The sequence below is a fragment of the Caulobacter sp. GW822-FHT07D08 genome (assembly GCF_058798735.1).
Genome location: NZ_JBXAKU010000008.1, coordinates 179261 through 192916, shown reverse-complemented (window position 1 = coordinate 192916; position 13656 = coordinate 179261). Strand labels below are relative to the sequence as shown.

The 13656-nt window shown below is 68.2% G+C and carries 11 protein-coding genes, 1 tRNA gene and 2 pseudogenes; 3 read left to right on the top strand and 11 right to left on the bottom strand.

All coding sequences use genetic code 11. The features are described from left to right. Window positions 1–55: 55 nt before the first annotated feature. The 5 genes from AC1RJ9_RS16605 to AC1RJ9_RS16585 form a co-directional block, all read right to left on the bottom strand. The gene (locus AC1RJ9_RS16605) at window positions 56–1504 is read right to left on the bottom strand and encodes an NCS1 family nucleobase:cation symporter-1 (RefSeq protein ID WP_492838002.1); all 1449 of its coding nucleotides are present in this window, start codon (window positions 1502–1504) and stop codon (window positions 56–58) included. Between the two features lie 60 nt (window positions 1505–1564). Beyond that, a complete protein-coding gene (locus tag AC1RJ9_RS16600) occupies window positions 1565–1759 on the bottom strand; it encodes a hypothetical protein (RefSeq protein ID WP_492838001.1) in 195 nt (64 codons plus the stop codon). A 202-nt stretch (window positions 1760–1961) separates the two neighbouring features. Then, complete coding sequence (locus tag AC1RJ9_RS16595; protein WP_492838000.1) at window positions 1962–2402, bottom strand: DUF2948 family protein; 441 nt, start codon at window positions 2400–2402, stop codon at window positions 1962–1964. A gap of 2 nt (window positions 2403–2404) precedes the next feature. Continuing rightward, complete coding sequence (murA, locus tag AC1RJ9_RS16590; protein ID WP_492837999.1) at window positions 2405–3694, bottom strand: UDP-N-acetylglucosamine 1-carboxyvinyltransferase; 1290 nt, start codon at window positions 3692–3694, stop codon at window positions 2405–2407. A 98-nt stretch (window positions 3695–3792) separates the two neighbouring features. After that, a complete protein-coding gene (locus tag AC1RJ9_RS16585) occupies window positions 3793–4245 on the bottom strand; it encodes a hypothetical protein (RefSeq protein WP_492837998.1) in 453 nt (150 codons plus the stop codon). A gap of 89 nt (window positions 4246–4334) precedes the next feature. Between AC1RJ9_RS16585 and AC1RJ9_RS16580 the strand changes: the two genes are divergently transcribed. Continuing rightward, window positions 4335–4409, top strand: a tRNA-Thr gene (locus tag AC1RJ9_RS16580). 221 nt (window positions 4410–4630) lie between these two features. Here AC1RJ9_RS16580 and AC1RJ9_RS16575 read toward each other — a convergent pair. The 6 genes and pseudogenes from AC1RJ9_RS16575 to AC1RJ9_RS16550 form a co-directional block, all read right to left on the bottom strand. After that, window positions 4631–5164 carry a hypothetical protein gene (locus AC1RJ9_RS16575; protein ID WP_492838085.1) on the bottom strand — a complete coding sequence of 178 codons (534 nt, stop codon included), beginning with the start codon at window positions 5162–5164 and terminating at the stop codon, window positions 4631–4633. A gap of 146 nt (window positions 5165–5310) precedes the next feature. Beyond that, window positions 5311–5575: pseudogene (locus tag AC1RJ9_RS16570) on the bottom strand (transposase); the annotation flags it as partial. Between the two features lie 187 nt (window positions 5576–5762). Beyond that, window positions 5763–6119, bottom strand: a complete 357-nt coding sequence (locus tag AC1RJ9_RS16565; protein WP_492837997.1) for a hypothetical protein — start codon at window positions 6117–6119, stop codon at window positions 5763–5765. Beyond that, window positions 6116–7375 (bottom strand): TolC family protein, encoded by a 1260-nt coding sequence (locus AC1RJ9_RS16560; protein ID WP_492837996.1) that lies wholly within the window; start codon window positions 7373–7375, stop codon window positions 6116–6118. The genes AC1RJ9_RS16565 and AC1RJ9_RS16560 overlap by 4 nt, the downstream gene beginning before the upstream one ends. Further along, window positions 7372–10458: pseudogene (locus AC1RJ9_RS16555) on the bottom strand (efflux RND transporter permease subunit). The gene AC1RJ9_RS16560 and the pseudogene AC1RJ9_RS16555 overlap by 4 nt, the downstream one beginning before the upstream one ends. A gap of 1 nt (window position 10459) precedes the next feature. Next, the gene (locus AC1RJ9_RS16550) at window positions 10460–11497 is read right to left on the bottom strand and encodes an efflux RND transporter periplasmic adaptor subunit (RefSeq protein WP_492837994.1); all 1038 of its coding nucleotides are present in this window, start codon (window positions 11495–11497) and stop codon (window positions 10460–10462) included. Window positions 11498–11584: 87 nt separating this feature from the next. Here AC1RJ9_RS16550 and AC1RJ9_RS16545 point away from each other — a divergent pair, with 87 nt between their 5' ends. Continuing rightward, window positions 11585–12298, top strand: a complete 714-nt coding sequence (locus tag AC1RJ9_RS16545) for a response regulator transcription factor (protein ID WP_492837993.1) — start codon at window positions 11585–11587, stop codon at window positions 12296–12298. Further along, window positions 12298–13653 carry an ATP-binding protein gene (locus AC1RJ9_RS16540; RefSeq protein WP_492837992.1) on the top strand — a complete coding sequence of 452 codons (1356 nt, stop codon included), beginning with the start codon at window positions 12298–12300 and terminating at the stop codon, window positions 13651–13653. Before AC1RJ9_RS16545 ends, AC1RJ9_RS16540 begins: the two co-directional genes overlap by 1 nt. Window positions 13654–13656 lie beyond the last annotated feature (3 nt).

The window sequence follows — 13656 nt, the reverse complement described above, 5'->3', positions numbered from 1 at the left end:
AGGCAAGGCCTTTCAGCCTGGTATTCCCTCGCGATGAGGAGGGCGGCGATGGAGCCTAAACCGCCCTGCCGCGCATCATCACCCCATACGCCGCCGCCGCGATCGCCAGACCCACGAACCAGGCGTAGGTGTAGAGTCCGGTCCAGAACGCCCCGACGCCGCCGAACAGATGCGGCGCCGCGGCCGCCAGGAAGCCCGGCAGGTTCGGCAGCACGCCCAGGACCAGGGCGACGATCGCCGCCGGGTTCCAGCCGCCTCGGTAGGCATAGGCGCCGTCGCGGACATAGAGGTCATCCACCGCCAGTTCCGCCTTCCGCACGATCCAGTAGTCGACGATCAGGATTCCGGCGATCGGCCCCAGCAGCGCGCCATAGCCGACCAACCAGGTGAAGATGTAGCCCTGGGTGGTCTCCAGCAGCTTCCAGGGCATGATCAGCACGCCGATGCCGGCCGTGATCCAGCCGCCGGTGCGATAGCTGATCCGGCTGGGCCAGAGAGCCGAGAAATCATAGGCCGGTCCGACAAGATTGGCGGCGATGTTGCAGCAGACGGTGTCCAGGCTGATGATCAGCAGGCCCACGACCACCGCGATCCCGCCGATATCGCCGGCCAGTTGCACCGGGTCCCAGACCGCCTTGCCGAACACCAGGACGGTGGCCGAGGTCGTCACCACGCTGACCAGGGCCAGCAGGCCCATCGGCGCGGGCAGACCCAGGGCCTGGCCGATGATCTGGTCGCCTTGCGTCCGGGCGAACCGCGTAAAATCGGGAATGTTCAGGGCCAGCGTCGCCCAGAAACCGACCATGGCCGTCAGGGCGGGCGCGAAGACGCTCCAGAACTGGCCGGCCTTGGCCCCGCCTTCGACGAAGGCCGAGGGCTGGTGGAAGATCGGCCCCAGGCCGCCGGCCTTGCTGACCGCCCACCAGACCAATAGGCCGCAGATCAGTACCTTGATCGGCGCGGTCCAGGTCTCCAGCTTGCGCACCGCGGTCAGACCCTTGGTGACGAACAGCAGCTGGAGGGCCCAGAAGGCGAAGAAGGCCAAAAGCTGTCCGGCGCCGACGCCCAGTAGCGGCAGTGGCGCGCCCTCGAGTTTCCGGCCGACGATGACGCCCAGCAGGGTCAGCAGCGCGCCGCCCCCGATCCAGGTCTGGATGCCGTACCAGCCGCAGGCGACGACGGCCCGCGCCACGGCCGGGACCCGCGCGCCCTTCCAGCCGAACGACGCCCGCGCCAGCACCGCATAGGGCACGCCCCAGCGCGCGCCGGCATGGCCGATCAGCAGCATCGGGACCAGCACGATCAGGTTGCCCAGCAGCACGGTCAGCACCGCCTGCCCGGCCGACATGCCCTGCTCGATCAAGCCCGAGGCCAGCATGTAGGCCGGCACGCAGATCACCATGCCCAGCCACAGGGCCGCGAAGTGCCGCCAGCGCCAGGTGCGTTGGGCTTGGCTGGTTGGCGCCAGGTCCTCGTTCCACAGGTCGCTGCCTGGCGTGCTCATGCGGCGAAGCTTAGGCCCGCTTGGCCGTCCCAGGCAATCGACCGAACGCCGTTCCGCCGATCAGCCCAACGCGGCGTAGGCCAGCGTCGCCAGTCCGGAGAAGAACACGACGCACAGCGCCACCAGGGTCGCGCGGCCCCAGTCGAAGCAGGGACCGCCATGGCGCAGCACCGGCGGCTCGGGCTTGGTGATGTCACATGCACGGAAGAAAACCGACTGGGTTTCCCCAGTCGAATAGGCTGTCCTTCTGGCCATCAAAGGCCTCCCTGACGAGCACGCCTCTGTCGGGCGCATGGCGTTAACCTAACACTGCTCGCCCAGCAGGCGAACGGGCCAACCGATCACTACCGCGTGGGACGAATCCCGGGCGGAGCGCCTGCCCGTCAACAGACCAGAAAAAAGGCGCCGCTCAGGGATTGAGCAGGCGCCTAATTCAGCAGCTTGGGTCGAGGAAGACCTAGTCCGCGTGCCCCGGCGTCCGGGGCGTGGTCCAGGGATCCGAGACATCGGCCAGGGCCACGTCCAGGCAGTCCACGCAGACCCGCAGGTCGCCGCCGCCCGCGAAGGTCAGGGTGACGATACCCGCCGGGGCTTCGTCGCCCGGCGTGAAGCCGATGGACAGCAGCTCGACCACCGCGCCCCTGGCGTCGCGACGCAGGTTGCGCCCCTGCACGCCGGTGACGTCACCGAACTGCAGAGCCGAACGCACGCGCTCGCCCCGTTTGGCTTTGGCCGCCTCCCAGCGGAAGCGGTTGCAGGCGATGGTCAGGGTGCGCCCCTGGGCGTCCCAGCGGATGTCGCCGATCTTGGCCACCGCGTCCTGCAGGGCGGCCGACAGCACGCCGAGATCGTCGGCGTCGTGGGCCAGCAGGCGCAGCGGCTTTGCGGTTTCGGTCATCCTCAGAGCTCCGGCTCGCCGTCGCCCTTGATGCGACGGACCTGGGCCCCGCAGGCGCCCAGCTTCTCTTCCAGGCGCTCGAAGCCCCGATCCAGGTGATAGATGCGGCTGACCGTGGTCTCGCCCCGCGCGACCAGGCCGGCGATCACCAGACTGACCGAGGCGCGCAGGTCGGTGGCCATCACCTCGGCGCCTTCCAGTTGCTCGACGCCACGCACGCGGGCCTCGCCGCCCGAGACCGAGATATCGGCGCCCAGGCGCATCAGCTCGGGGGCGTGCATGAAGCGGTTCTCGAAGATGGTCTCGCGGATGCGGCTCTCGCCCTTCGCGGTCGTCATCAGGGCCATGAACTGCGCCTGCAGGTCGGTGGCGAAGCCCGGGAACGGCGCGGTCTCGATGTCGACGGCGTTCAGGCGCTGGCCGTTGCGACGGATGATGCAGCCGTCGTTGGTGTGCTCGACGCCGGCGCCGGCCTCTTCCAACTTGACCAGCAGGCTGTCGATCAGGCCGGGACGGGCGTTGGTCAGGCGCACTTCACCGCCGGCCATGGCCGCGGCCACGGCGTAGGTGCCCATTTCGATGCGGTCGGGGATCACCGCGTGGGTCGCGCCCTTCAGGCGGGCGACGCCGGTGATGGTGATGGTCGGCGTGCCCGCGCCTTCGACCTTGGCGCCCATGGCGTTCAGGCACTCCTGCAGGTCGACCAGTTCCGGCTCGCAGGCGGCGTTCTGGATCACGGTCATCCCGTCGGCCAGCACGGCGGCCAGCATGGCGTGCTCGGTGGCGCCCACAGAGACGATCGGGAAGACGATCTCCGCGCCCTTCAGGCCGCGCGGGGCCTGAGCGTAGACATAACCCTCGTGCAGGTCGATCTTGGCGCCCAGGGCCTCCAGCGCCTGCAGGTGCAGATCCACGGGACGCGCGCCGATGGTGCAGCCGCCAGGCAGCGAGACCTTGGCCTGGCCCGAGCGGGCGACCAGCGGGCCCAACACGTTGAACGAGGCGCGCATCTGGCGGACCAGGTCATAGGGCGCGAAACCGCTGGTGATCTCGGCCGCGTGCAGCACGGTTTCCTGGCCGTCGGCGCCGTCGCGCTCGGTCACCTCGACGCCCAGGCGCGACAGCAGCTTGCCCAGGAAGCGCGTATCCGCCAGGCGCGGCATGTTCGTCAGGCGCAGCGGCTCATCCGTGAGCAGGCTGGCCGCCATCAGCTTGATGGCGGAGTTCTTGGCGCCGCTGACCGGGATCGATCCGTTCAGCCGCGCGCCGCCGGTGATGGCGATGCGATCCATTCAGGTCCCTCGAACGCGCGGGGTGGGGGTCGCCGCGCGGTTCAACATGTGAGGGGCGGGTTCTATCCGTTGCAAGGGGGCTTGCAAGGGCTGCGCCTCTAAATTGGAGCCGAAAGATCGTAGGGACGCTCGTCGTCCGGCCAGCGCAGCTCATGGGTCGTGCTGGCGAGGTCGAGAGCCACCTGGGCCAGCTCGATCGCCTGACGCGTCGCCGCCAGTCCATCGCGCCCGAAGGCGGCCTTGCCGACCTCCGTGTCGAACTGTCCGCCGTCGCCCGTCAGCCGCACCGCGACCGCCCAACCCTGACCATCCGGATTCGGAAACGGCGCGGAGAGCTCGATCGCCAGCTCGACCCGCTCGCCGCCGCGATGAGTTATCCCCAGCAGTTTGCGAACGACGCTATACGGCTTCGGCGCGGCCTCCGCCGCCGTGATCGCAGGGGCGGAATCGTCCAAACGCCCACGGGCGGCGGCTTTCCGCTTGCGAAGGTTCGTACGGAGCGCCTCGGCCAGCCTGGCCTCGCGGGTGGATTTGTCGTCGCTGATCGCCATGCGTCGGGGGTGCGGCGACAAAGATCGTCGGTCAAGACGATTTTGGGCTTGGCGTTCGCGATTCACCTCGCTATACGCCCCTCCTCTTCGCCGCGGTAGCTCAGTGGTAGAGCGCATCCTTGGTAAGGCTGAGGTCCAGGGTTCGAGTCCCTGTCGTGGCACCATGGAGACCCAAAGCAAATCAGTGCTTTGGGTCTCCACCACTCGCGAAGAGAACATCATCGAAATCGCTCAAGTAAGCACATAGTAAGCAAACGTGCGTTTGACGCCGCGTGGGCGCGCTTCCACGCGCCGATCGTCTCGCGAAGCGCGGGGCAAAGGTTTGCTTTTTCCGACCTTGGTGCGCTTAGGGGTGAGCGCATGATTTTCGCCCTGCCCGTTGCTCTCACAGACTGAGAAGCAAGGCCTCTGCTCTCTCATCGAGGCTCGTTGCGACGTTCGCCGGCGACCGGAACGCCCTCAACGACCCTGTCGAAGCCCTCGGGATATTCCTCGAGCCTCCCCCCTTGGCGCGCAGGTCCGCCGCGATGAGCTCCAGTTCGTCGCCTACCGACCAGACGACGGCGTTGGCTCGATTGGCGCCGGCATAGTCGCTGAGATAGACATTGAGGTGGGTCGCCCCGGTTCCGAAGACGGCCGCGTCGCGGCGGACTGGCGTCGACGTCATCACCGGCCAAGGACTGGAGGAGGCGCTCGTCGGCGCCCAGGTCGTCATCGATGTCGTCAATTCGCCGACCTTCGACGACGCCACGGCCATGCGGTTCTTCGAAACCTCGAGCCGCAACATCCTGGCCGCCGCCGCGCCACCTTCATCCGCGATTTCGGCGAGCGGCTGGTTCCCGGCTACAAAGCCCCCTCGTGGGTCGATGTGATCGCCAACGGGCCCTTCGACGAGTAAACCCCAAAGGGCTGACGCCACATACGCCGGCCCAAGGCTTGCCCCCTGTTTCTAGCCTGGCCGCCCCGTGAGGCGAAGTCGGGTGGCCGTGGTACGGCGCCTCTGCGCCACTGGGCAAGCCCATGCGCAACACGGATCAGCTCGCCCTCTAGGGGAGGTGGATAGCGGGCGCGGCCCAGGGCTAGGGACGCTTGCAAGCCTCCCTCCCGGCGCACGCCCATGCAGTAGCCGATCAGCAGCATCCGGATCATCAGCTCCGGGAGCGATCGAAGGCCGGCCGATCGCGCTGTAGAAAGGCGCCAAATGCGCTCGCACGCCGTCCAGATCGACGAACCGATCGATGGCGCGCAGCAGGTGATCCTGGGGCGCATGCCCATCGAGCGAGAACTCGTAGAACAGGGCCGGCTGCTCGATCCGACGCTCGCCCATCATGGCCGCGATCTCCTGCTACAACAGGAGTGAATCAGGCCGCAGGCCCCGCCTCAACCGGACTTTTTCAACACAATCGGTCGCTTGTCGCCAATGACCCGTTTTTTGTATTGCATCTATCGTTGCGCCGCCCTGGGAACACCGTGTTCGGTCTCTTGCAGAACGGGTGACGGCAAGTCGTAGTCCGCCGTTAAGGGCGCTCCAGGCGCCACCGTACGGCTTGAGGCGCGATCTCCGACGGCAAGTCGATCTTCAGAACGCGGCATTCATGCGTCCGGCCAGGGGCGAAGCTGGGCGTCGCCACGACGCCCTTCCAAATCGTCACGCCTGACGCGTTTTCAGCCGCGACGGCGAGACGGCGGATAGATGCGCCAGCCGCTCGGCGGCACATCCATCCGCGCAGCACCGGGCGATTGTCGGGACGTGGATCGAGGTGAACCGACTTCAGAACGAACGCACGGCTGCCGATCTCACCGATCACCACGTCGGGCCGCGGTCCGGTCTGTGAAAGCGCCAGGGCGAGCGCGAAGCTGATCATGGCCATCATTGCGACGCCTCCTCTTCCGAAAGCCAAAGTTCATGGGCGTCCAGCGCCAGTCGCAGCAGCGCGCCCTGGGCGGCGGCGCGGGCCGAGACCTCGGTCCGGCGCGCGTCAAACAGCTGGCGACGCGCCGCGAGCAGGTCCGTCAGGTCCCGCTCGCCGAGCCCGTAGGCGCGCTGCACGCGATCAGTGGCCTGAGCGGCGGCGGCGGCGGCTTCGCGGCTGCGCGCCCAGGCGGTGAGCCCCGATCGGGCCTTGGCCACGTCGTTGCGTCCCTCGGCCTCGACATTGCGCGCCACCATGCGATAGCGCGCCTCCGCGGCGGAGGCCGACGCGGCCTGACGCTCAGCGGTCGCCGATCGTCCGCCGCCGCCGAAGGGGATACTGACGGTGAAACCTGCGCCCGTTTCGGCGCCGCCCCGCTCATTGAAGACGCGAAGCGCCAAGGTTGGGTCGGGGCGCTGGTCGAGTTTTGCTCGCCGGGCGAGCGCGCCGTCGCGGTCAGCGAGGGCCTTGGCGATGGTGATCTCGTGGCTGCGCGCGACGACTACGGGGATCCAGTCGTCCAGAGCGCGGGTTGGGGCCACGGGCTCGGACAAGCTCGGCGCCTGGGCTGGGGGCAGGCCTGGGTAGAGCATGTCGAGCGCCGAGCGCGCCGCCTCGGCGCGTCCCTGGGTTTCAGCCAGGGTCGCATGGGCTCGGGCTAGGGCCGCTTGCGCCAGTTCAAGCTCTAGCAAGGCGGCGTCCCGGAGTTCGACCCGCCGCCGCAGCGCCGCGACCTCTTTTTGCTCGACGGCGATCTCGTCACGGTCGACCGTGATGCGGGCCTCGGCTTCCAGCCATTCGATCCAGAGGCCGGCCAGGCGCAGGGAGGCTTGGTGGCGCGCGTCGTCGACGCTGTCGCGCGCCGCTAGAGCGCCGGACGCGCCCGCCGCAAGATCCAGGTTACGCTTCCCCGGCGAGCGCAGGGGCCGGCTGACCTGCAAGGACCATTCGGCGAAGTCGCCTTCGCCCCGAACCCGGCGTCTGTCGCTCGAGAGGCCGATCGTTGTCTCGTAGGGGCCGGCGGCCAGGCCGCGCTGTTCGGCCTCGGCGCCGCGCTGAAAGGCCCGGGCCTCCGCCAGCTCTGGCGAACCCTCCAACGCCGACAGAATGAGCGCGTCGCTCGGCAGGAAGTCCGGGCGCGTCCAGCCGGTGTCGGCGGCGGTGGCGGCTGAGGCCAGGACCAGCCCGGCCGCGGCGGCGAGAAGAATGGCCTTCACGATGAAGCCTCCAGCACTGAGGCCCCAGGCTCTACGCCGAAGCGGCGATAGAGGATGGGCAGCAGGATCAGGGTGAGCAGGGTCGAGGTCACCAGACCCCCGACCACGACGATGGCGAGCGGCCGCTGGATCTCGGAGCCGGGGCCGGTGGCGGTCAGTAGTGGCACAAGGCCCAGCGCCGTGATGCTGGCGGTCATAAGCACGGGCCGCAGCCGGCGGCGCGCCCCCTCGGTCACAGCGGTCGCCACGTCGCGGCCGCGCTGGACCAGCTCATTGAAGTGCGAGACTAGGACGAGGCCGTTGAGCACCGCGATGCCGAGCAGGGCGATCAGTCCGACCGACGCCGGAACCGACAGGTACTCGCCCGAGATCCACAGGGCCACCAGACCGCCGATCATCGCGAACGGGATGTTGGCCAGGATCAGCAGCGACTGGCGGGTGGACTTCAGGCTGATGAACAGGACCAGGAAGATCAGGCCCAACGCCATCGGCACCACCACGCCGAGACGCGCGGCGGCCCGTTTCTGGTTCTCGAACTGTCCGCCCCACGCGATGCGATAGCCGGGCGGCAGCGGAACATCGCGCGCGACATTGGCCTGGGCTTCCTTGACGAAGCCGACCAGGTCGCGCCCCTGGACATAGGCCTGGATCACGGCGAAGCGGGAAGCGTTCTCCCGATCGATCTTGACCGGACCTTCCCGGCGTTCCACGCGCGCCACGTCGCCAGCGCGCACGACGCCGCCATCAGGCGTGGCGATCTGAGCCTGTTCGAACAGGACGGGATCCTCGCGAAGGGCCTGAGGCCCCCGGACCAGGATCGGCGTGCGCTTGCCCTGTTCGAAGACGACGCCAGCCGGCGCGCCTTCCAGCTGGGCGCGCAGTTCCTGCTGCAGAGCCTGAGCGGACAGGCCGACCCGCACAGCGGCGGCCCGATCGACGTCCAGCTGCAGATAGGTCACGCTGTCTCCGGCGACGGTGTAGACGTCTGAGGCTCCCCGCGTCTTCTTGAGGGTCTCCTCGATACGGCCGGCCAGATCGCCCAGCGTCTGGAGATCCGGGCCGAACACCTTGACGGCCAGGTCCCCCCGGCTGCCAGTCAGCATCTCCGAGACCCGCATCTCGATGGGTTGGGTGAAGGTGGCCTCCACCCCAGGAAACTGGGCCGCGACCTTGCGGATCTCTTCGGTCAGCCAGGCCTTGTCCTTCCTGCGCCAGTCTTTGCGATCGGCCAGCACGAGGAAGCTGTCGGTCTCGTTCAGGCCCATGGGGTCAAGGCCAAGCTCGTCGGAGCCGACACGCGCGACGATCCGCTTCACCTCCGGCACTTGCGCCAGGATCGCGCGCTGCACGGCCATGTCCTGTCTGGCGCTGGCGTCGAGATTGATCGAGGGCAGCTTCGCCAGCTGCATCAGGATCGCGCCCTCGTCCATGGTCGGCATGAAGCTCTTGCCGATCAGCACATAGGCGATCGCCGCCAGCACCATGCCGCCGCCCGCCGCCGCAAAGACCGGCTTGGGACGGGCCAGGGCGCGGGCCAGTTGACGTTCGTAGAACGGTCCGATCCTGCGCATGATCCAGGACTCTCGATGCGCATGAGCCTTCAGCAGCAGCGAGGCCAGGACCGGGATCACCGTGAACGACAGCAGCAGCGACGAGCCCAGGGCGAAGACGATGGTCAGAGCCACCGGCGCGAACAGCTTGCCTTCCAGGCCCTGCAGGCTGAGCAGGGGCAGGAACACCAGGCAGATGATCAGCACGCCCGACGTGACTGGCGCGGCGACCTCGGCGACGGCTTCATAGATCGCGTGCAGCCGGCGCGAGCCGGTGATGCTGGGGTTGTCCAGACGCTCGACGGTGTTCTCGACCACGACGACGGCGGCGTCGACCAGCATGCCGATGGCGATGGCCAGCCCGCCCAGGCTCATCAGGTTCGCCGACAGGCCAAAGGTCCGCATCAGCAGGAAGGTGGTCAGCGCGGCCAGCGGCAGGGTCACCGCCACAACAGTCGCGGCCCGCAGATCACCCAGGAACAGCAGCAGCAGAATGACCACCAAGACGGTGGCTTCCACCAGGGCCTTGTTGACCGTTCCCGTCGCGCGCTGGATCAGGTCGGAGCGATTATAGAATGGGTTCACCGTCACGCCCTTGGGCAGGGACGGCTGAAGCTCCTTCAGCCGCGCTTCGACCGATCGGACGACCGCCTTGGCGTCGGCGCCCCGCAGGGCGATGACGATCGCCTGGACGGCTTCCTCGCGGCCGTTCTCCGTTACCGCCCCATAGCGTGTCAGGGCGCCCTCGCTGACCTGCGCCAGGTCGCCGAGACGGGCCACGCCCCCGCTGGGCAAGGCGATCGCGGTGTCGCGCAGATCGTTCAGACTGGTAATTGCGCCCGCCACGCGCACGACCAGGGCCTCTTCGCCCTCGCTGAGACGACCCGAACCGTCGTTGCGGTTCGAAGCCGGGATGGCGTCGATAATCGCCTGGGCGGTCAGGCCCGAGGCGGCCAGGGCGGCGGGATCGGGCGAGACCTCAAAGGTCTTGGCCCGGCCGCCCAGCACGTTGACATCGGCGACGCCAGGCAGGCCGCGCAGGGCGGGGCGGACGGTCCAATCGAGCAGAGTGCGCTTCTGCTCAAGCGTCAGGCCTTCGCCTTCAATCGTGAACATGAAGACGTCGGACAAGGGCGTCGAGATCGGCGACAGGCCGCCGCTGACGCCGTCCGGCAGAGCGCCAAGGGCGTTTGACAGCCGCTAGGCGGTCTGCTGGCGAGCCCAATAGACGTCCGTGCCTGGCGCGAAATCGATGGTCAGGTCCGCAATGGCGTACTTGGCCGTCGAGCGCAGCATGGCCTGCCTCGGAATGCCCAGCAGCTCCATCTCCAGCGGTGTGATGACCTGGCTCTCGACCTCTTCAGGGGTCATCCCTGGGGCCTTGAGAATGATCTTCACCTGGGTCGGCGAGATGTCGGGGAAGGCGTCGACCGGCAGCTTCAGGAACGCGTTGGCGCCCAGACCGACCAGGGCGATGGCCAGCACGGCGGTCAGCAGGCGCTGCGAGAGCGCGAAGGCGATGAGCTTGCGCATCCTAGTGGCCCAGCGCCGACTTGAGCTGCGAGGCGCCCGAGGCCGCGACGCGCGCGCCTGGGGGAAGCCCGGTGACGACCGCTTCCGCGCCCGCCGCGCCCACCACGGTCACCGACCGCGCTTCATATCCGGCGGCGGTCTTGACGAATACGCGTGCGCCGGCGCTGTCCTGGGCCAGGGCGCTGCGGGGAATGGCTTGAGCGCCGGTCGGGGCGGGGCTCAGAACCGTCACCGTGACTGTCTGGCCTGGCGCAAGCCCGGTGGCGGTGTCGAGTTCGGCGCGCAGGGGCAACGACCGGGTCTTGGGGTCTATGCTTGCGCCCAGGGCCACGATGCGCCCAGCGATGTCGCCGACCCGGACCCGATAGCCGACCTTCAGCTTGCGCGCGACCTCCGGTGACACCCGCGCCTCGACCCAGAGGCGATCGGCGCGGTCCAGGGTCACGGCGGGCGCCATGGCCTCCAGGCCGCCGCCGGGCTGGGCGGTAACGGCCGCCACGCGGCCGGCGATCGGGGCGCGCAGGACATATTCGCCGCTCGTCCCGCCGGCGCCGGAGAGCAGGCGGCGACGCTCGTTGACCATGGCGCGAGCCTGGGCGAGGCGGGCCTGGGCTTCCTCGGCGCGAGCGCCGGCGATGACGCCTTCACGCGCCAACTGCTGCAGGCGACCTGCGGAGGCCTCGGCGACACGCAGTTCAGCCTGGCTCTGGATGAGCTCGGAGGACACCGCCAGCGCCTCGCGGCTGAACAGGGTCACCAGCGGCGCGCCGGCCTTGACCGATTGGCCTTCGAGCACGTGGATCCGCGTCACCGTTCCCGCGAACGGGGCGGCGACCACCCGCCGGTCGTTGAGCGGAGGGGTGATCGCGCCGGGAAGCGCGGCCAAGGGGGCGCCCAACGCGGGCTTGGCGGTGGCCAGAACGATGCCCATGGCCTTCTCCTGCGCCGCGCTCAACGCCATCGGACCGGCGGCCAAGGCTGGGGTGCTGAAAACACAGGTCGCAAGCGCGGCGGCGATCAGAGGATGGGCGGGGGGCATGGGCGTCTCGCAAGGCTTGATCCCGCCCTGATGCGCCGCCAGCCTGAAGCCTGCCTGAAGCGAAGCTGAAACGAACCTGAAAGCGCCGTGTCAGGTTCCTTTCAGGCGGTGCTGCTATGCTGGGACGTCAGTCAGAGGAGACCCGCCATTCGCATCCTGCTCGTCGAAGATGATCCGGAGATCGCCCGTCGCCTGGCTGCGGCGCTGGCGGAAGCCAGCTTTGTTGTCGAGCAGGCCAGCGATGGCGAGACGGCCTTGTTCCTGGGGCGAACCAACGACTTCGACGCCGTGGTGCTGGATCTTGGCCTACCGCGCCTGTCGGGCCTTGAGGTTCTGAAGCAATGGCGGCGCGAAGGACGCGACATGCCGGTGCTGGTGCTTACAGCGCGGGACGCTTGGACCGACCGCGTGGATGGCCTCAACGCAGGGGCCGACGACTATCTGGGCAAGCCCTTCCAGAACGCCGAGGTGGTGGCGCGGCTGCGGGCGCTGACACGGCGCTCGGCGGGCCGCTCGTCGTCCGTCATGCGCCGCGGCGACATTGTGCTGGATCCCGAGGCGGGGACTGTCCAGCGGGGCGACGACGCCGTCGAACTGACCGCCCGCGAGCTGAAGGTCCTGGCCTATCTGATGCACCGCGCCGGCCGGGTGGTTTCCCAGGGCGAGCTTATCGACCACGTCTACAGCCTGGATGAGACGCGGGAGTCGAACACGATCGAGGTCTATGTCGCCCGCCTGCGCAAGAAGCTGGGCAAGGACGCCATCCGCACGATCCGGGGCCTGGGATACAAGTTCGCCTGATGCGCCAGCTCTGGACCAGTTTCCGCACCCGCCTGATCGTGGGCGCCGCGATCTGGATCATCGCAGGACTCACCGTAAGCGGTGTCCTGCTGTCCGAGCTGTTCAGGGCCCATGTGACGCAACAGTTCGACGACGAACTGCACGGCCATGCCGCCGAACTGGCGGCGCTGATCGACATTGGGCCTGACGGCAAGCTCTCGCTGCACCGCCGCCTCAGCGATCCCCGGTTTCTGCCCAAGGACTCGGGCTTCTATTGGCGTGTGGAAGCGGCGGGCGGTCAGGCCATCACCTCACCGTCCCTGGCTGGGCGAGACCTTCCGTTGCCGGATCCGCTTCCCGCCCCCGGCGTCGAGCGCCATGTCTTCGTCGAAGGGCCCTCCGGACAGCTCCGTCTAGTGGAGCGTTCAGTCGCCAATCCGCATGGGCCGCCGTTGCGGTTGGGAATAGGCGTCGACCAACGCCTTCTCGACGAGGTTTTGGGACGGTTCAACTGGACGCTCTTTCTGTCGCTGACGATCGTCGCGTCCGGTCTGATCGGGGCAGCGATGCTTCAGGTCTGGTTTGGTTTGCGACCGCTCACCCGTATGCGTCACGCGCTGTCGGCTGTCCGTATGGGCAAGGCGAGCCGCTTGCCGGAGGATCTTCCCAGTGAAGTGCGCCCCCTGGCGATTGACCTCAACGCTCTGCTGGAGGGCAATCTCGAGATGCTGCGGCGAGCCCGCACCCAGGCCGGCAACCTCGCCCACGCCCTCAAGACGCCGCTCGCCGTGCTGACGGACGAAGCTGGGCGTCTGCGCGCTGTTGGGCAAAACGAGACCGCCGACGTCATCGAGCTGCAATGCGAGCGGATGCGACGCCAGATCGACTATCAACTCGCCAGGGCGCGCGCGGTGGCGTTGAAGCGCTCGCCAGGTGTCGCTGCTGATGTGCGCTCAAGCCTGGACCCGATCGTCGCGGCGCTCTCGCGCCTCTATTCGCGCCGCGATGTGGTGTTCAGCGTGACCTACCAAGACCAACCAATCGTCGCGCTCGACGCCCAAGACCTCAGCGAAATTGTCGGCAACGTCCTCGACAACGCCGGAAAGTGGGCGAGGTCGAGAACGGAGGTCCTGGTTCGGCGTCGGGGCGATTTTGCGGAGATCGTCGTCGACGATGACGGACCCGGCCTGCCGCCAGAAGCCTACGAGCATGTCTTTGGCCTTGGCGAACGGCTCGATGAGCGAACGCCCGGCCATGGATTGGGGCTATCGATCGTCCGAGACCTCGTAGAGCTCTACGAAGGGAGCGTGGCCCTATACCTCGCGCCGCTCGGTGGGTTGCGGGTGATCATGACTTTTCCGTCGATCACGGAGTAGACC